The 19,328-nt window shown below is 39.8% G+C and carries 20 protein-coding genes; 4 read left to right on the top strand and 16 right to left on the bottom strand.

Annotated elements, in window-relative coordinates; translation table 11 throughout:
* Positions 1-2: 2 nt before the first annotated feature.
* Together H0Z31_10045 and H0Z31_10040 are read right to left on the bottom strand one after the other, a co-directional pair.
* Positions 3-428 carry a YtxH domain-containing protein gene (locus H0Z31_10045; protein ID MBO8177780.1) on the bottom strand — a complete coding sequence of 142 codons (426 nt, stop codon included), beginning with the start codon at positions 426-428 and terminating at the stop codon, positions 3-5.
* 24 nt (positions 429-452) lie between these two features.
* Positions 453-935 carry a DUF948 domain-containing protein gene (locus tag H0Z31_10040; GenBank protein ID MBO8177779.1) on the bottom strand — a complete coding sequence of 161 codons (483 nt, stop codon included), beginning with the start codon at positions 933-935 and terminating at the stop codon, positions 453-455.
* 207 nt (positions 936-1,142) lie between these two features.
* Between H0Z31_10040 and H0Z31_10035 the strand changes: the two genes are divergently transcribed.
* A complete protein-coding gene (locus tag H0Z31_10035) occupies positions 1,143-2,258 on the top strand; it encodes an aminopeptidase (protein ID MBO8177778.1) in 1,116 nt (371 codons plus the stop codon).
* Positions 2,259-2,373: 115 nt separating this feature from the next.
* Here the strand turns inward: H0Z31_10035 and H0Z31_10030 are convergent, their stop codons facing one another.
* The 8 genes from H0Z31_10030 to H0Z31_09995 all read right to left on the bottom strand — a co-directional run bounded on the left by H0Z31_10030 (position 2,374) and on the right by H0Z31_09995 (position 11,422).
* Positions 2,374-3,684 carry a UDP-N-acetylmuramate--L-alanine ligase gene (locus H0Z31_10030; protein MBO8177777.1) on the bottom strand — a complete coding sequence of 437 codons (1,311 nt, stop codon included), beginning with the start codon at positions 3,682-3,684 and terminating at the stop codon, positions 2,374-2,376.
* Between the two features lie 257 nt (positions 3,685-3,941).
* Entirely contained in the window at positions 3,942-5,039 is a 1,098-nt protein-coding gene (locus tag H0Z31_10025; protein ID MBO8177776.1) for a nicotinate phosphoribosyltransferase, read from the bottom strand.
* A gap of 108 nt (positions 5,040-5,147) precedes the next feature.
* Positions 5,148-7,466, bottom strand: a complete 2,319-nt coding sequence (locus H0Z31_10020) for a DNA translocase FtsK (protein ID MBO8177775.1) — start codon at positions 7,464-7,466, stop codon at positions 5,148-5,150.
* Between the two features lie 241 nt (positions 7,467-7,707).
* On the bottom strand, positions 7,708-8,322 hold the full coding sequence (locus tag H0Z31_10015) for a DUF4479 domain-containing protein (GenBank protein MBO8177774.1): 615 nt from the start codon (positions 8,320-8,322) through the stop codon (positions 7,708-7,710).
* Positions 8,323-8,336: 14 nt separating this feature from the next.
* The gene (locus tag H0Z31_10010; protein MBO8177773.1) at positions 8,337-9,131 is read right to left on the bottom strand and encodes a DUF1444 domain-containing protein; all 795 of its coding nucleotides are present in this window, start codon (positions 9,129-9,131) and stop codon (positions 8,337-8,339) included.
* Between the two features lie 110 nt (positions 9,132-9,241).
* On the bottom strand, positions 9,242-9,553 hold the full coding sequence (locus tag H0Z31_10005; GenBank protein MBO8177772.1) for a thioredoxin family protein: 312 nt from the start codon (positions 9,551-9,553) through the stop codon (positions 9,242-9,244).
* A gap of 1 nt (position 9,554) precedes the next feature.
* Entirely contained in the window at positions 9,555-10,571 is a 1,017-nt protein-coding gene (locus tag H0Z31_10000) for a PTS sugar transporter subunit IIC (GenBank protein MBO8177771.1), read from the bottom strand.
* Positions 10,572-10,921: 350 nt separating this feature from the next.
* The gene (locus H0Z31_09995; protein ID MBO8177770.1) at positions 10,922-11,422 is read right to left on the bottom strand and encodes a hypothetical protein; all 501 of its coding nucleotides are present in this window, start codon (positions 11,420-11,422) and stop codon (positions 10,922-10,924) included.
* Between the two features lie 142 nt (positions 11,423-11,564).
* On the opposite strand from H0Z31_09995, the gene H0Z31_09990 reads away from it, so the two are divergent.
* A complete protein-coding gene (locus H0Z31_09990) occupies positions 11,565-12,008 on the top strand; it encodes a YtoQ family protein (protein MBO8177769.1) in 444 nt (147 codons plus the stop codon).
* 23 nt (positions 12,009-12,031) lie between these two features.
* Here the strand turns inward: H0Z31_09990 and H0Z31_09985 are convergent, their stop codons facing one another.
* On the bottom strand, positions 12,032-12,553 hold the full coding sequence (locus H0Z31_09985) for a DUF84 family protein (protein MBO8177768.1): 522 nt from the start codon (positions 12,551-12,553) through the stop codon (positions 12,032-12,034).
* 63 nt (positions 12,554-12,616) lie between these two features.
* Positions 12,617-13,681, bottom strand: a complete 1,065-nt coding sequence (locus H0Z31_09980; protein MBO8177767.1) for a M42 family metallopeptidase — start codon at positions 13,679-13,681, stop codon at positions 12,617-12,619.
* Between the two features lie 215 nt (positions 13,682-13,896).
* Between H0Z31_09980 and H0Z31_09975 the strand changes: the two genes are divergently transcribed.
* Entirely contained in the window at positions 13,897-14,208 is a 312-nt protein-coding gene (locus H0Z31_09975; GenBank protein MBO8177766.1) for a hypothetical protein, read from the top strand.
* Positions 14,209-14,238: 30 nt separating this feature from the next.
* On the opposite strand, the gene H0Z31_09970 is transcribed toward H0Z31_09975, so the two are convergent.
* Positions 14,239-15,081, bottom strand: coding sequence for an MBL fold metallo-hydrolase (locus H0Z31_09970; GenBank protein MBO8177765.1), 843 nt, complete (start codon positions 15,079-15,081; stop codon positions 14,239-14,241).
* 100 nt (positions 15,082-15,181) lie between these two features.
* Positions 15,182-15,826 (bottom strand): tRNA (guanosine(46)-N7)-methyltransferase TrmB, encoded by a 645-nt coding sequence (gene trmB / locus H0Z31_09965; protein MBO8177764.1) that lies wholly within the window; start codon positions 15,824-15,826, stop codon positions 15,182-15,184.
* 148 nt (positions 15,827-15,974) lie between these two features.
* Here trmB and H0Z31_09960 point away from each other — a divergent pair, with 148 nt between their 5' ends.
* Positions 15,975-16,253 (top strand): YtzH-like family protein, encoded by a 279-nt coding sequence (locus tag H0Z31_09960; protein ID MBO8177763.1) that lies wholly within the window; start codon positions 15,975-15,977, stop codon positions 16,251-16,253.
* On the opposite strand, the gene H0Z31_09955 is transcribed toward H0Z31_09960, so the two are convergent.
* Entirely contained in the window at positions 16,248-17,021 is a 774-nt protein-coding gene (locus H0Z31_09955; GenBank protein ID MBO8177762.1) for a phosphotransferase family protein, read from the bottom strand. The two genes, H0Z31_09960 and H0Z31_09955, sit on opposite strands and share 6 nt — an antisense overlap.
* Before the next feature lie 151 nt (positions 17,022-17,172).
* Positions 17,173-19,314, bottom strand: coding sequence for a type I pullulanase (gene pulA / locus H0Z31_09950; GenBank protein ID MBO8177761.1), 2,142 nt, complete (start codon positions 19,312-19,314; stop codon positions 17,173-17,175).
* Between the last annotated feature and the right edge of the window lie 14 nt (positions 19,315-19,328).

Raw genomic sequence — 19,328 nt, 5'->3', positions numbered from 1 at the left:
TGTTATTGGTTTTCTACTTCTTCTAACGCTTGCTCCGTTTCGGTTAGCTTTTGTTGCACCTCTTCTTCAGTAGGTACTTCTTCTTGTACAGGCGCATCTTCATTTTTTGCACGAAGCGGCTTTACCTTGTTTAACAAATCTTTTGATTGACTTTGCACGGCATCTGTTAGCGCTACCGTTTTTTCTTTCGCCGCAGCGGCTAACTCACTGCCTTTTTCAACGACTAGTTCACGATACTGATTCGTTTTGTTAAGGAGAAGATCTTTTTGTTCTTGAATATCATGGCGCAAGTCTTTTCCTGACTTTGGTGCGAATAAGAGTGCTGTGGTAGCTCCAACTAGCCCACCGACAAACGTACCAATAAGAAACTCTTTCACATGAACTGTTTGTTCTCTCGTTTGTTCTTTCTTTTCTAGTTCTTTCTCCATGAAAAATTCCTCCCCTTATAAATTTTAATTGGATCGTTGGGAAACTCCCGATGGTTGTGGTGTATGTTCAACATCTTTTGATGTAAATGCACGTTTTTCTTTTCGCTGCTTCCATTTGTCCTTTAATTCAAGCAACACATTTCCCCATTGAACAACTTGTGAGATTTTTTCTTGATTTTTCTCGACGGCTCCTTGTATAGTAGCTGATACTTGTTGAATGGAATCATTTACTTTACGAATCGCCGTTCCTGTTTCTGTTACTGCATCGACTACGCTATTTAAACGCTCTGATTTCTTTTGTAAATCAGAGGCTAACTCATTTGTTTTCGAAAGTAAAATTTTCGTTTCACTCGTTACCCCTTCTAATTGACGCTCAAGTCCTTCTAACGTAGTGGACACGCGATCTAATGTCTTTTGTAAAGATTGTAGCGTACGTGATAAAAATACAACTAAAACGGTAAACGCTATGGCAATAATGGCTACACTTATATACAATATGATGCTCATATCGTTCTGACACCTCCACTATGACTCTACCCTTATGTAATAGGTTTAACCTGATTTTAATACATTCTTGAGCGAAATGAAAATTCCTGCATTTTTTTCCATTATTCGTTCCTCAATATTCGATCTATTTCGAATGTATTCTTCAAATTTTTCGTCGTTTTCGGTTAGAATAGAAGTTGGATGAATACATACATTGGAGGAATGATGATGAAGGATCCACGTATTGAAACGTTAGCGAAAAATTTAATCAACTATTCCGTTCAGCTACAACCAGGCGAAAAAGTGTTAATTGAAAACTTCGGACTTCAGCGCGAATTAGTGACCGCCCTTGTAAAAGAGGCGTATGCAGCAGGAGGCTATCCGTTCGTTTTACTAAAAGACCATCAAGTCGATCGCGCTTTGTTAATGGGAGCCCAAGAAGAGCAATTTGAAATGATGGCTCAATTTGAAGCCCAAGTGATGGAACAAATGGATGCATACATCGGCTTACGTTCCGGGGATAACATTAACGAACTAGCCGATGTACCTGACGAAAAAATGAAGATTCACGGAAATACCATTCAGAAAAAAGTTCATCGGGATATTCGCGTACCAAAAACAAAATGGGTCGTACTCCGCTATCCAAACGCATCCATGGCTCAATTAGCGAAAATGAGTACCGAAGCGTTTGAAGATTTTTATTTTAATGTATGTAACTTAGATTACGGCAAAATGGACAAAGCGATGGATGCGTTAGTCGACTTAATGAACAAAACTGACAAAGTACGCATTACCGGTCCCGGTACGGATTTAACGTTCTCCATTAAAGACATTCCAGCAGTGAAATGTGCCGGTCGCATGAACATTCCAGACGGAGAAGTGTATACTGCGCCAGTTCGTGAATCCGTTAACGGCGTCATTTCGTTTAATACTCCATCTCCATACCAAGGATTTACCTTTGAAAACGTCAAACTAACGTTTAAAGACGGAAAAATTGTCGAAGCCACTGCCAACGACACAGAACGCATTAACAACATATTTGATACAGATGAAGGTGCTCGATACATCGGTGAATTCGCAATTGGTGTCAATCCGTTCATATTACATCCGATGCAAGACATTTTATTCGATGAAAAAATCGACGGCAGCTTCCACTTTACACCAGGACAATGTTATGACGATGCCTACAACGGCAACCACTCCAACATCCACTGGGATATGGTCATGATTCAACGTCCGGAGTACGGCGGCGGAGAAATTTACTTTGACGATGTGTTAATTCGAAAAGACGGACGCTTCGTTATTCCAGAATTAGAGTGTTTAAACCCAGAAAACTTAAAATAAGATACATGGGATATCAGGTTCAGTCATATTCTTTTTTTAGACACTTTTTTCAACTATCCTTTTTCAACAACAACGGCCTTTTCTCGACGAACTTCCGAGAAAAGGCCGTTGTATCTTATTGATTTTTTTGAGCTAAAAATTGTTCATACGCTTGTTGAAACTTTTGAATATCGCCCGCTCCCATAAATAAAAGAACACTATTTCGATGGGTTTCTAATATCGACGGATCATCTTCGTTTAATATGCGTGAGCCGTCAATTTTTTCCTGCAAATCATCAATGGAGAGCTTTCCGACATGTTCGCGAGCAGAACCGAAAATCTCACATAAATAGACGTAATCAGCTAAACGTAAGCTCTCAGCAAATTCGTTTAAAAAGGCTTGCGTTCTTGTGTACGTATGCGGTTGGAATACCGCGACAATCTCACGGTCTGGATATTTTTGACGAGCCGCCTGAATCGTTGCTTTTACTTCGGTTGGATGATGAGCGTAATCATCAATTAAAATTTGGTCACCTACCGTTTTTTCTGTAAAACGACGTTTCACTCCTTCAAACGTCGCTAGCCGTTCTTTCACAATGTCTAAATCAATATCTTCGTAATGGCACAAGGCAATAACGGCTAGAGAATTTAAAACGTTATGGTCACCAAACGCTGGAATTTTAAATGTCGCAAAATACGTATTACGGACAAACACATCGAAAGTCGTCCCAGTCGTCTCTTTCACAACGTTACGCGCTTGGAAGTCATTTTCTTCACCAAACCCGTAAAATAAGACAGGTACTTTTGCTTGAATTTTTTGTAAATATTCGTCGTCTCCGTAAGCAATGATTCCTTTCTTCACTTGCCAAGCCATTTCTTGGAAGGCAGAAAACACATCATCTATGTTCGCAAAATAGTCTGGATGGTCAAAATCGATATTCGTCATGATGGCATAGTCAGGGAAGTATGACAAGAAATGGCGTCGATATTCGCACGCTTCAAACACAAAGTATTGTGAATCTTGTTCTCCTTTTCCCGTACCATCTCCAATTAAATAGGACGTCGGTTTTGCTCCTTTCATCACGTGAGCAAGAAGACCTGTTGTTGAGGTTTTTCCATGAGCTCCGGTTACAGCAATACTAGTGAATTTTTGCATAAAGTCGCCTAAAAACTTATGGTACCTAATCACAGGAACTCCTAATTTCCTTGCCTCTTCAATTTCTTCATGGGTATCTGGAAACGCATTTCCTGCAATGACCGTCATTCCTGGTTGAATGTTTTCTTTTTGAAATGGTAGGATTTTTATATTTGCTTCTTCAAGGGCTTTCTGAGTGAAAAAGTATTTTTCATAATCTGACCCTTGCACATCATACTTCATATCGTGAAGTATTTGTGCAAGCGCGCTCATCCCAGAACCCTTAATCCCTACAAAATGGTATACTGTCATATATTGAACCTCCAACAATTGTCTATCATTAAGCAGTATATGACACCATTTGAAAAATGATATCCGTACGACATTCGCTAATCATTACATTGTTTCCTTTTATACTGACTCATTATACCACTTTTTTTGATGTATGACCATGAGAGTCATTTGAAGAAACGGTTGTGCTATTAAACTCAACGTTAACATATCACTGTTTTTTTATTAGTTCAATGGAAAAAAATTGAGCCCATCTGTTGCTTTGGGCCCAATGATATTTAGTCTACTTTTTCTAATCGTGGATTTGGACGGTAGCGACGACCTGCTTTTGCTTGATGCTTTCCATTCAGCATGACATTGTCACCAGTGAAACCGATGTTTATTTTTAATAAGCTGCTTCCTACCCCATACATATCCACCGGAACGCCACGTTTTTCAAATTCTAAAATACGCTCTTCGTTAAAACCACCGGATACGACAATTTTCACGTGATGATAGCCTTCATCATCTAATGCTTTTCGAAGAGCAAAAATAAGCTCTGCGTTGACACCACGTGGATCAAACGTTCCAAGTAAATGTTGATTCCGTAAAAAGTATTTATCAATCATCGTACGAGAGGTATCGACACGAACTCCTTTTAATTTATCACCAAACACACGTGCGACTTTTAACGCGTCCGTGATGACATCGTTATTGTAATCGACAAGCGCAATTAAATCATCATCTGGGAATGTTTCATGATACGCTTTCGTGGCAGCGACAATATCCCCATTAAATAGCTGGATAAGCGCATGAGGCATCGTTCCCATTCCTTGTTTGCCCCACCATTCGTTCATCGCGTGAGTAGCTTGAGCGGTAGAACCTCCAATATAAGCTGCGTATCCATCTCCTGCTTGCTGTGTATAGTGATCGTCGCGGTCCCCCATAAAGATGACAGGCTTTTGTTTCCCTGAAATGCCAGCCGCTTTTACGACGTTATAAACGTTCGTTGCCACGGATGTACGACGAGCTAAAATGCCATCAATAATTCCTTCTAAATAGCCGAAATCTTGATAGCGACCGGTAATGGTTAATACCGTCTCAAATGGACTGATTTTATCGCCATCTTTTAACGAATAAATTTCTAAATCGTCTGGATTATCAGCAAACGTTTTCACTAGCGCTATGACTTCATCCGTTCCACATAGGACGGCGTGCTTCTTTTGGAAAAATTGCATCGTCACAATATTATCAGGACAATATTTTTTCACAATTTCGCGCGTTTTTAAAAAATAAACAGCAGAAAACCATCCATCCTTAATCCGCTCATCGAATTTAAACGTTTTATTCGTTAACCGTTTTATTTTTCCTTGCATCTTTAACTCTATTTCTTTCATATTTTTGATCCCCTTACCATCCGAAGTATTTCCTACGAAAAAGAAGGCCACAGGCGCAAACGAAATGGAAGAAAGCTTTTACATACACAAAATATAGAATACCATGCTTTACGATATTGTACTAGTATCTAAGATGGTTTCCAAATCTTGTTCTGAAATTAGCACGTCCCGTGGCTTGCTTCCTTTTGCTTCGGAAATAATGCCGTGTTGCTCCATCATGTCAATTAACCGAGCGGCACGGTTATATCCAATTCGGAATCGTCGTTGCAAACTGGATGTAGAGGCCCCACCTTGCTCAACGACAAACTCACACGCTTCATAAAACAGTTCATCTTCTTCCTCAAACGATTGAGACTTTTTCATTAATTCTTCTTGTGCAAATAAATACGATGGCTCTCGCTGCTTGCGCACATGCTGTACAATTTCATCTATTTCTTCATCAGAGACAAACGTTCCTTGTAAACGAACGGGTTTGGACGATCCGTTTCCTAAATATAGCATGTCTCCTTTTCCTAATAATTTTTCTGCTCCGCCCATATCAATAATGGTTCGTGAATCTGCTTGTGAGGAAACGGAAAAAGCAATTCGTGTCGGGATATTCGCTTTAATTAAACCGGTAATGACATCAACGGAAGGTCGCTGTGTTGCAACAATTAAGTGAATGCCGCACGCCCGAGCTTTTTGAGCAATTCGACAAATCGCTTCTTCGACATCTGCTGGTGAAACCATCATTAAATCTGCTAATTCATCAATGACGATCACAATGTATGGGAGATGTTCACGACCTTCCCTCTCAGCTAGCTGATTATAGCGTTTTAAATCACGAGCTCCGATCTGGGCAAATAGTTCATAGCGACGTTCCATTTCTTCAACCGCCCATCTTAAAGCTGCTGTCGCTGCTTTCACATCGGTAATGACTGGACTAATCAAGTGTGGAATTCGGTTATACGGAGCGAGTTCCACCATTTTCGGATCAATTAACAATAACCGGAGCTGTTCTGGTGTAGCTTTAAATAATAGACTAACTAACATTGTGTTAATACATACACTTTTCCCTGAACCGGTCGCTCCAGCAATTAACCCGTGAGGCATTTTTTGCAAATCAGCAATAACCGGCTGACCGGCGATATCTAATCCAAGTGCTACCGTTAACGGGGATTCGTTTTCTTGGAACATGGGCTTACCGATGATTTCACTTAAAAATACCGGACGACTTTGCCGATTGGGTACTTCAATTCCGATCGTATGCTTTCCAGGTATCGGTGCTTCAATTCGAATATCTTTAGCAGCTAAACTTAATTTAATATCATCTGCTAAATTTGTAATTTTATTGACTTTCACCCCAGGTTCCGGCTGTACTTCAAATCTTGTTACCGATGGACCTTGAGTAACGTGAACGACTTTCGCCCGTACGTTAAAGTTTTTTAACGTATCATTTAGAAGATGGGCTTGCTTGTTTACCCATTCTTTATCAACGGTCGTTTGAACAGGTGGGGTTAAGTAGTGAATCGACGGTAAGTGGTAATCTCCTTCGTTACTTACCTTCGTATGGGTCGGCTGAGAAGACGGCGCTGGTTGTCTTTCATCTTGTTTTTCTATTGGACGTTTAGTTTGTTGGATAGGTGACTGTTTTTGTAACCGTTCTTTATCTTGCTTTAACATGATAACGTTAAACGGAATCGTTTTTCGTCGTGGCCGTTCTTTTTCTAGCTTTTCAGCTGCAATTTGGGGTTCTTGGACTGTTACCTCGGTTTCGTCTTTTAGTTCTATTGCCTTTGGTTGCAGTTGTTCAACCGGTTGTTCACGCTGTTCTACGTCGTTCTTCACGATTTTGGTAGCTTGTCGTCCAGCTTCCTTGGCGACAGGATGTTCAAATGGTTTTTCTTGATAAACGGTCGTTTCTTGTTCATATTGGTGTGAAATTGATTCGGTCACCGGCATTACATGTTCATTTTCATTTTTAGTTTGGGTGACCACTTCCTCCAAAATCGGCTTAGATGCCGGTTCTACCTCTTGAGCTTTTCTAAACATCGGCTCCACCGTTTGCAATTGTTTTGGACGCTGAAATCCATAGATCGGTGAAGGAATTTCCGTCGGCTGAAACGGCTTACGTTGAACGGAGATTGATTCCTTTCGTTCCGATGTTGATGATAATTCTGAACTTGACACAGGACGAGTGTTTCTTTCTTCTTTTACATGTGATGCCTTTCGCGGTGGACGCTTTCGCTTTGGTTCCTCATCTGGAATGAGCGGAAACCGAAATTGCCCTTTCGGATAGTGGTAAGCCACTCGGGCTTCTATATCTTTTTTCTTTTCAATCTGTTGCGTTATTTGGATTGGTTGTTCTTTCGCCGGAGCAACTTCTTCAATTGATTCATATATATCTTCCGCTTTGAAAAAGGCGATCATTTTCTTTAACCAATTCATATGTAATCACTCTTTCTGTTGTATTCACTACTATTTTAACAATTTCACGCCTTTTGTGGGAAAGGAATCCAATAATAGGTGAAAAAAATGCCTTTCCACCTATATTTTTAAGACATTAGACCGATTTTGATTGAATGGCGTTCATTGTCCATTTTTTTCACCATGATGTTCGTTTTCCTATGGATCAACCAGCATACTCGAATGAAATAAAAAAATCGGGAGACATGTCCCCCGATGTATGTCAAGCGAGATTAAAATTGAAACGTTGACCAACCTCATATTCATCTGATAATACAAGAATGCCTTTTTCTTGTGGAGCATTTGGTAAATTTAATTCGCGTGCAGAACAAATCATCCCGCTAGAAGGAACGCCTCGCAGTTCTGCATGTTTAATGACCATTCCACTCGGCATAACCGCACCAATTTTAGCGACAACAACTTTTTGACCAGTATCCACGTTTGGTGCGCCGCAGACAATTTGTAGTACTTCATTGCCAACATCCACTTGGCAGATGCTTAATTTATCGGCATTCGGATGCTTCACTTTTTCTTTCACATAGCCAACAACAAATTTAGGAGACAAGTCCGTATTGAGCGTTTCATCAAAGCCAGCTTCTTTAATTATGTCATTGATTTTATGTAACATTTCTTCGTTCAATTCGACCGTTCCATTAGCTTCGATGGTCATATACTCAGAAATCGAGAAAATGTTGAACCCAGTTGTTTCGTTCGTCTCTTCTTTATAAATGCGTACAACATTTCCTTTCTTTTCGTAAGCATAATCGTCTTTAGCCACATCTTTTAACGTAATAATGAGCGTATCCCCAATTCCTTCTTTGTTATAAAAAACGTTCATTTCAGTATCTCCTTTCATCGTTTACGATTTTTACCTAAAATAAAAATCGGTTCAAGTTCCCCTTCTTCGTATAAGAAGGAAAGTGCCGTAATTGGAACATGCCCATTTGTAAAGAAACTCATTGTTAATTGGGCGAGGACGTCATATCCTTGGTCATTTTGAATATCCGCAAAAATGAGAACATCTTGATGTGGAACGGCAATCGCCATCGTACCCTTGATTTTCCGTTCCATTTCTTTTAAAAAGGATTGGTTTAAAATACGGCTTGCATCGTACCCATCATTTGTATTTAAAAAGTAAAACACGTTTCCGGCTACTTCATCTTTTTTCACCGGTGTCGGTAAAGATCGGACATTGAACAAGGCGGTTTGACGCACATGTTCATGACTCCATCCCTTCTTTTCGAGCCATTCAACATCGATCAGTCGATACGTCGAACCTAAATCGAGCGCATAATAAATCCGGGTTTCAGCTGTATGGTCATCGTATACGAATGAAACCCCTTCCTTCGCCTCTTTAGGAAATGAGGTCGAGCGAATGACAGGGAAAATCTTTTTTTCCTCATCATTCACTGTTTGCTCTTTTCCCATGACGCTAAGTGCTTCTTCCACATAATAGACCACTTCATCGATGGCTTTGTCCCCAACATCTTCCCATTTTGCTACAATGGGTGGTAACGAAATCGTAATTCCTTTTTGAGTTTCCGTATTTTCAATTCGCAACGTATCTTTTTTGGAATCAAAATGGAAGGTCCGCTCTGGATGTTCCAACCGTTTTTGTAGTTTATTTTTTAATGTTCTCACATTCAAGAAAAAAACCTCCTCTTAGGAGATAGGCGATGTACTACCCCATCCATTTTACACTAATTTTTTGTTCGAACAAAATAAAAAAAGCCGTGATATAAAATCACGGCGAATAATTATAAGCTTTCGATAAATTGTTCAATCTCTTCTTTCGTTTTCCGATCTTTGCTGACGAATCGACCGATTTCTTTGCCGTTTTCATAGGCAATAAAGCTTGGAATGCCAAACACATCTAGTTCAGCACATAAGTCAATGAATTGATCACGGTCAACGTAAACAAATTGGTAGTCCGTATACTTATTTTCAATTTCAGGTAATACTGGTTCAATAAAGCGACAATCTGGACACCAATCTGCTGAAAAGAGGAAAATCGTCTTTCCTTCTTCTTTTATTTGTTGGAATTGTTCAATCGATATTAATTTTTCCATGTTAATTTCCTCCTGTTTGAATGGTCATTTGACCTGGTTTAATCCAGCCTTTCTTTCTCATATATTCTGATATTAACAGGCTAATGACGGCAGGTCCAACAAAATGCAACAGAAGAACTTTCATTAAGACATCAACAGAGAAGCCCATCGTCTCAAGGGTCATAATTTGACCAACTAAGCCGCTCGTTCCCATTCCAGCGCCTGCCGCCACATTTTCCATCACCCAAACCGTTGTTCCGATTGGGGCAAGAACAAGTCCGGCTACGGTAGGTGGGATTAAAATCAACGGATTACGAACAATGTTTGGTACTTGCAGCATCGATGTCCCTAATCCTTGGGCAAGGAAGCCACCGAATTTGTTTTCACGATAGCTACTTACGGCAAAACCAATCATTTGTGCACTACATCCAATGGTCGCTGCCCCGGCAGCAATTCCGCTTAAATCAAGCATGATCGCAATGGCCGCACTCGAAATCGGAGCGGTTAACGCCCAGCCCATTAATATCGCCACAAGCATTCCCATCACAATCGGTCGTTGTTCTGTCGCCCAGCTAATCCAACTACCAAACATTTTCATAAATGCATCAATTTCAGGGCCAATAAAAGAGGCGACGGCATATCCAACAAAAATCGTTACAAACGGAGTTAAAATAATATCAATTTTTGTTTCTTTACTGACTAACTTACCGATTTCCGTCGAAATTAATGCAGCAACAAAGCTTCCTGCAGGTCCTCCAAGTGTCGCTCCCGCCGCCCCTGTCACGACAGCTGCAAATAACACAAGCGGCGGTGCACCAAGCCCGTACGCTACCGCAGCCCCGATAGCAGGACCCAATAAGCTCATCGCCAGCGTACCCATTTCAGTAAAAAAAGGCAATCCTAATTGAACACCAATCGTTTTTATAATAAGTCCGATAATTAAAGAACCAAATAAACCGAGTGCCATATAACTAAGCGCATCGACAAAATACACTTTTGCCGATAAATGCACACATTTTTTCTGTAAAAATGCTTTCATCGACATTCCTCCTTCTTTTTGATACATTACTAGTGTAAAGACACCTGTTTAATTTGTCTATCATCTTTTTTGATTTTATACAAATTTGTCCAGTTTCCCTTAAGAATTTCTCCAATTTTTAAAATAAAGGCTATGTTATATTTCATTGTTGATTTTTAGCACTGAAGCGAAAAGCGGCGACTTCAGCGGGAACAAGAAGCCGCAAGACCGTTACTTGAGCGTAGCGAGGGAAGCGGCTTGCGGCTTGCCCGCGGAAAGCGTCCGCCACAAGCGAAATGTATAAATATAAACAGTATCGTTTAACAGAGCAAAATAAAAAAGAGGCCCTTAAAACGAACCTCCTTCATCATTTACGACCATTGAATGGAATCCACGACACGCATCATAAGTTCTGCTTGTTCTACAACATCGTTTAATGTTGTTACAGTTGTCATCTTTATTCCGCCAATTCCCACGATCACTTCATATTCTTTTTCTTGAACCTTTGTAACAAGCAAGTAGCCGAACTTTCCTTCTTTTTCAAAAGTTTCATTGACGATTACATTATCATCTTGCATTGTGGATTGTTGATACAATACTTGGCTATCGAGCCCTTCGTTTTTATTGATAAACAACAGATATGTTTGAGAGCCTTTTTTTAAAAATATATTATTTTTTGTGTTCTCTTTCACTTTCATGCCAAACGGTAAAAATAGTTGATACGAACCGATTTTTTCATTTGGCTCCATTCCTTCCTTCGCAAGTTCACTTTGAACCTTTAAAGGAGCCTTACTTTTTACATCAGCCTCGCTCATACTGCAACCGGCTAACATCATTGACAGGATGAGGAAAAATAAAAACAGCTTCTTCATCGATTTGCCTCCTCGTACACATTCACTTTTTTAATCATACAACTGTTCTGGATAATTTGACAACTAGCATAAAAGAATCCATGAACCATCCGAGCTTATATGATACAATATTATGAAAAATTCAACATATGGAGGGATTCCCGTGGAATTAACCGTCTATTTAGCTGGAGAAATTCATAGTGATTGGCGAAAACAATTAAAAGAAAAAGCAGAAGCGAAAAACCTCCCACTACGCTTTGTCGGTCCGATGGAAAATCACGACCGTTCGGATCTCATCGGTGAAGAGATTTTAGGTCCACAACCGAATCCGATTTATCGTGACGAAGCCGCATCTAGCATCAACAATTTACGGACTCAAATTTTAATGCAAAAAGCGGATGTTGTCATTGCGCTATTTGGTGAAAAATATAAGCAATGGAATACGGCCATGGATGCGAGTGCAGCAGCTACCCTTGGAAAACCGCTCATATTAATTCGTCCAGCATCCCTTCATCATCCGTTAAAAGAACTTTCTCGAAAAGCAAATGTTACCGTCGAAACGATTGACCAAGCCTTAGACGTCCTTTCCTATGTGTTTGAAGAATAAAAATTTAATACGTGGAGGGCCAATTAACACCCTCCACGTTTTTGTTTCCACTGACCTACTAATAATTGCACGATATGTTCGTACATCACATCACGGGTAATAAGTCCCCCAGTTAAAATGCCAACCGCCCCTTCTTTAAATCTCACTCCAGTTTGTTGGCTATAATCATCCATCACTGGACCTAATTCTTCCCCTTTTCTTAACCTCTCAGCAATCGCTTCCGGTAAACGTATCCGAGCTCCCCCGGCAATATACTCTTTTCCTTCTCTTGTTAAAAGTACCCCCCAATTACAAAGAAACAGGCCAAACGGTGTTTCCGCTACTCCACCTTCTAATCCAAAGGCAAGGGAGGCATCCGTATGTTCTAGACAATATTGGGCTCGATGAATGGCTCCTTTAATTGTCTCTTCATCGGAAAATGGTTGGTCGTTTACTTGAGAAGGTGCCTTCACTTCTAGGAATGTGACGTCCTTCCAATGATGCGAGCAAATTTTTTTCACTGCCTGTACTTTCGTTCGATTTGTTGAACCAATGGCAATCAGCATAATGACATCCCTGCTTTCTATCAGGATAAAAGAAACCGGGTTACCCCGGTATCTCCCTTTTCATTAACCGTTTTGTTTAATGGTCTCAACGGTCGATGCATCACACGCTTTCACAAGACGAATGAGCAACTCTTTCGCCGCTATATAATCGTCTACATGAATAATGGACGCATGTGTATGAATATAGCGTGAGCAAATACCAATGACCGCACTAGGTACCCCGTCGTTAGACGTATGAACGCGTCCAGCATCCGTGCCACCCGCAGACACGAAATATTGGTATGGAATATCGTGCGTTTCTGCCATATCGAGGACAAATTCTCGCAAGCCTTTATGTGTAACCATCGTGCGGTCTAAAATACGAATAAGTGCTCCTTTTCCTAAATGACCGAATTCTTTTTTATCGCCTGTCATATCGTTCGCTGGACTTGCATCTAAAGCAAAGAACAAGTCTGGCTTAATCATATTTGCCGCCGTTTGTGCTCCGCGAAGACCGACTTCTTCTTGCACCGTTGCACCTGAATAAAGAATATTTGGCAATGTCTCATCTTTCAATTCTTTTAACAATTCAATGGACAAACCACATCCGTATCGGTTGTCCCACGCTTTTGCTAAAATTTTTTTCTTATTAGCCATTGGTGTAAATGGACAAATTGGAACAATTTGTTGACCTGGTTTAATACCAATTTTTTCAGCATCTTCACGGTCATCGGCTCCAATATCAATCAACATATTTTTCATTTCCATCGGTTTTTTTCGTTGTTCCTCATTCAACAAATGCGGAGGAATCGAACCGATGACACCAATGACTGGTCCGTTGTCTGTTATAATTTGCACGCGCTGAGCTAATAATACTTGGCTCCACCATCCGCCTAACGGTTGAAAGCGAATCATCCCGTTATCCGTAATAGAGGTCACCATAAAACCAACTTCGTCCATATGGCCGGCGACCATGATCGTTGGTCCTTCTTCATTACCTCGTTTCACACCGAAAATACTACCTAGACGATCTTGTACCACTTCATCCGCATATTTTTCCAACTGTTCACGCATAAATTTTCGAACAGCATGTTCATTTCCTGGAGCTCCAGGCAATTCAGTTAATGTTTTAAACAGTTCGTGATTCATGTTTAATCTCCTTTTTTCATTAGTTTCCCGATTATCTTTTATGTACATGTTCTATTTTACAGAACTTTCGAAACCATAACAAAGGTTAAACATCAGAAAAATATGAATCCTTATTATAGTAAAGGATAAGAGAGGATATGTATGGTAAAATAAATGGGAGAACTCGGTGCGGATATACATCCTCATCAAAATATAGGGATGGGAGGAACGATTCATTGAAGTGGAAATCATTTATTTACGGTCTCACTCTAGGATTAGCCGCTACGTATTTCGTTAAACGAGCCATCAATGAAAAAACGTATGTTTCTTCTGAACTCGTCCTAAATAAAGTTAAAAAAATGTTTAAGGCGCAAGGACCTGTACATGGCTCTTGGATTATGACAACACCGGAACCGTATACGAAATCGGCTTTACAAACGAAAGTGTACCGCGGAGGGATCTCCCGTACGGTGTCTGATGGTGTGGAGCAATACGAGTTTATAGCGGATGCTTATACCGGCGCTATTATGGATGTTTATAAAATTTAACAAACAAAAAACCCCCGAAAGACTAGGGGGTTATTTTGTGCGTGGAATGGATTGTGTGATATTTCCCTCTTCATCCCATTTAATGGCACGATAAAATGCGTCATGATAAAACAAAATCCATGCATCTTTTTCAATCGTATAAGGAATCCATTTTTGCTTTTGGTGAATCGAATCCATCGGATAATCATCGAATGCCAACACCCATAACGGATTTCGATGCGCATGGGTTGGTAACAAATCTCCTAAATGAACAAAGGTTTCACCTTCATGCTCCAAGAGAATGATAGCATGCCCATCACTATGACCGCCCGTATGCACCATTCTTAAACCTACATCAATTTCCATTTCCTCTTCAAAAGTAATCACTTGGTCGGCAATGGGCTCCCAGTTTTCTTTCCAATACGTATTTCTGGAGCGAATGTTCGGATCTCTCATTTCATCCCATTCCACTCGGGATGTATAAATTTTTGCATTTGGAAAAGCCGAAACAAGTTTGTCGCCTTCCCACATCGTTAATCCACATGCATGATCAAAATGCAAATGCGTCATTAAAATAATATCAATGTCTTCTCGTGTAAAGCCTAGTTGTTCCAAACTTTGATCAACAGACGATTCTTCGGTAACTCCATAATTCCGTTTTTGTTTATCAGTTAATTTCCCTACACCGATACTTGACTCAATCATCACTTTTTTGCCATTCCATTCAAAAAAAATCGGATCGGTCCGTAACTCAATTTGATTGTTCTCGTTACAAGGATATTTTTTCGACCATAGCGGTTTTGGAACAACCCCAAACATAGCACCGCCATCTAAATGAGTGACCCCACCGTTTAACCATGTAAAAGTTAATGAACCGTGTGTGAGTTTGTCCATTATCCTATCCTCCTTTTCTATTATAATTGTAACATTCAGCAAATTCAGATAGAAGGGCCGATTTTTTAATGTAAAAAACCGACGGGCGCTGACCCATCGGTTACCGCTTTACATATTTCACTTCACAGCGATAAATCCGTTGTCCTTTCGACGAAAACTTTTCTTCGTATTCGGTCATAATATTACCTTCAAAGTCGCTGTTGTGTAAGTCTAAACTAATAAATTTTAATAAGAGCCCATATTCAGAAAAGCTGATCAATGAATACTCAAACAACCCTTGATTGTCGGTCTTAAAATGAATTTCGCCTTCATCAACGAGAATATCTTCGTAAATTTCTAAGAAAGATTTATAAGTTAACCGACGTTTAGCATGTCGTTTTTTCGGCCACGGGTCCGAAAAGTTTAAGTAAATCCGCTCGACATCGCCTTTTGCAAAATACTCTTTTAAGTCTTTTGCATTTACATTTAACAGCTTTACGTTTGGTAATTCTGCTTCAATTAAGCGATCCAATGCGGAAACAATCACGCTTTCGTACAGTTCAATTCCGATATAGTTAATATGGGGATTTGCTTTCGCCATTTCGGTAATAAAGCGACCTTTACCAGTCCCAATTTCAATGTGCAATGGATTGGTATTCCCAAATAGTTCGTTCCATTTTCCTTTATATTGTTCTGGAGTAGGAATAATGTATTGCGGATACTGTTTGATTTTATCTTTTGCCCAAGGCTTGTTCCGTAAACGCATAGTGACACCTCATTTTCGTTTTATCGTTCAAACCATACCACGCCTTTTTTTATGGCGCAAGCCGAAATTCGATTTTACATGAATAATTAAAAACGGAATTCACAAGCTAAATGTGAATTCCGAATCTTTCATGAAAGGTTGTGGCCAAATGCCATTAACACATAACAACCAAATAGAGTTGTTACTCGATATATTAACGAACCAACAAATGGATTGTTGTGGATCGATAGCCGAATGCGAACAGTTGGAACGATTAATTAAATCTCTAATGGTAAATACAAATATCCATGAAAATATAAAGCCAATATTGCAAGAAATTTATCGATACAGTCAAGATGGGAAGAATTCCTCAGATTTAAAAGTGCATATTCATTCAAACCAAAATCAGTTATCGCAATGGATCGATGGAATGAATCAACTTTTATAAAATGGAATGCAAATAATCAATCCAATAGTGCATTTCCCGAACGCGCCCTTTATCTTTATGCCATTGGATTGATAATAGCGTTTGGGAGATGACGTACCATTTCATCCGAACCTTTAACTCCTTCGTTAACGGCAAGCCATACTGGGAAAGCCATTCTTCCCATTGCTCTTCATTAATATACCAATAAAGCAACAGGCCGATATCGATGGCTGGATCAGCAATCATCGCTCCATCCCAATCAATTAAATAAAGCTCATCACGTTCAGACAATAACCAATTGTTATGATTCACATCCCCGTGACAAACGACGTATTCATCCGGCTTAATGCAAGGTAACTCCTTTTGTAAAAATTGAATGGCTTGCTGAACAATCGAGATTTGATACGTTTCTCGATCTAATCTCGTTTCCACTTCAGCTAGCATCATTTCTGGTTCAAAAGGTGTCTTCCCTAGCCGTTTCAACATCGTCAACAAGGGACTTGAGCTGTGTATTTTTTTAAGTAGCCTTGCCACTCGTTCATGCTTCATTTCATTGGGTTCTAATTCCCGGCCATTTAACCATTCTTGAGCTGTAATCACATCTCCATTTTCAAGTCGCTTTGTCCAAATTAATTTAGGGACAATGCCTTCAGCGGAGAGTACAGCTAAAAATGGTGAGGAATTTCGTTTTAAAAACAATTTTTGCTCTTGATATTGGGCAAAAAAAGCTTCTCCAGTTGCTCCTCCTGCTGGCCTGATTTCCCACCCTTGACCAAATAAATGTTCCAACTTCCTTCACCTTCAATTGTTTCGCTATAAAATCTAGCTGAAATAAAAAAGACAGCTATTGATACTTTTCGACAAACACGACAATAGCTATCTCAATAAATTTTATCTCTAATAGACTCTCCTCGTCAAGTAGGTTCAATTTTCGACAATCTTATTTATTTCCACCGAAAATGACACATCGTACAGGAGGTACTTGATATACCTCTTTTGTCCATGGAACCGGTGTGGAAAAAAACGTTGTTCCGTCACTAATTAAATACCATTTGCGTTGATTTGGCAAGACGAACTCCCGCTCCCATTCAAGGGGATGAATAATCAAATACAAATATTCCCACTTTCCGTACGCACCTACTTGTTTAAAATAAGCGGTCAACGTACCATCAATCGCCTCTACATCTAAATGATATTGAATCAATTCTTTAGTTGATAACCGAAAAGCTCCGTGACTTTTTCGTAAACGAATGAGCCCTTTTACATATTCTACATTCTCTTTCTTTTGTTCCATACGGTCCCAATCTAACCAGTTCACCTCATCTGGACTTTTATAGCTATTTCCGTCTCCGTATTTTGTCCGAAAAAATTCTTGTCCGCTATGCAAAAACGGGATACCTTGAGCAAGAAGTACAAACGATGTTGCTAGTCGGTGGCGTTGTTCTAGCCATTTATCATTTTCCGAAAAAATATGAATCAATTTGTCCCATAATGTATGGTTATCATGACACTCAACATAATTGACCGTTTGTGTTGGGGATGAAAAAAGACCGTTTTGCTTATATCCTACACTTCCTGTAAACACTTCAATCGCATCATCTAAACTAGAGGTATTTCCAAGCGCTACACCGCGATGATTTAAATCAAAAGAGCTTCCTTTTACCACATCTCGAAAACGATCATTAAAAAATCCGATGCCTGGTAACTTTTCATGGTTGTTCATTGATGCTTTTTGTTCCGATGGAAGCGGGGTTGGTAAATCCCATCCTTCCCCTATTAAAAGGATGGACGAATCATATTGATCGGCTAGTTTTCTTATTTCCTGCATCGTTTCTACATCTAAAATGCCCATTAAATCAAACCGAAAGCCATTCACATGATATTCATTTAACCAAAAAGAAACCGAGTCTAAAATAAATTTACGTGCCATTAACCGTTCGGAAGCAAAATCATTGCCTACACCAGTGCCGTTAGCTGGATGACCGTACGCATCATGGCGAAAATAATACCCTGGTACAAGCTTCTCAAAAGAAGACTCTTCACGCAAATAAACGTGGTTATACACGACATCGAGAATGATGCGGATACCTTCTTGTTGTAACGTATGAATCATTTCCTTTAATTCCACAATTCGATTGTACGGATGGGATGGATTTGTAGCATAACTTCCTTCCGGACAATTAAAAAAGAGCGGATTATATCCCCAATTATACTGCTTGTCAGGTTGATCATCACTCACTCCAGCAAAATCATTTACTGGTAACAACTCCACATGTGTGACTCCTAATTCTTTTAAATAATCGAGACCAGTTTTCGAACCGCCTTTTCCTTGTCGATCTTTTTCAATTACTCCTAAATATTTTCCTTTTTTTAAAATACCGCTATTCGGATGTTTCGTGAAATCACGGACGTGCATCTCATAAATGATGGAGTCTAATGGGGAGGATAAAGGTGGAAGTGAAACTACAGGCCTTTTCGTTTTTTTCATATCCACGACATAGCCCCATTCGCTATTTAACGAAACCGATTTGGCGTATGGGTCTACCACGCGATTTCGAACTTGATTTACGCACACCTCGTATTGATATAGATATGTTTCTACATCTCCTGAAACGATCGCTTGCCAAACCCCCCGCTCCTTACGTGTCATTGGTACCAGTTCTTCTTCACTGAATACGTCTTTTTTTATAATAAGGGTCGCCTCCGTAGCCGTCGGCGCCCATACTTTAAAAGTGGTTTCTTCCGGATGATAATTTGCCCCTAAATCATCTCCATCGTAATAAAACATTTCATCAAATATAGCTGTTCGAATGACAGCACCGATTTGTAAATCGGTTTTAATGCCTCTTTCATCCATGACATATACCGTTTTCCAAAATGATGGAGTGATCGGACATTTACAAACATATTTGATAGCATCGTGTAAATGATGAATTTGTTCAATTGATAGCGGAACTGTTTGGTGATCTTGCTTTAAGGTAAAGGTGGAAGAATGACCGCCAAAATAATCAAATGGCAATAAAATCGTAATGGTCGAGATGTCGTCTAAATATGCTTGAAAAAAACGGTTCACACCACTCATTCCTCACACCTACT

Origin of the sequence: Bacillus sp. (in: firmicutes) (assembly GCA_017656295.1) — a bacterium.
Classification (GTDB): Bacteria; Bacillota; Bacilli; order Bacillales; family JACDOC01; genus JACDOC01.
The sequence above is the reverse complement of the archived record's forward strand: the minus strand, read 5'-3'. Positions and strand labels throughout refer to the sequence as shown.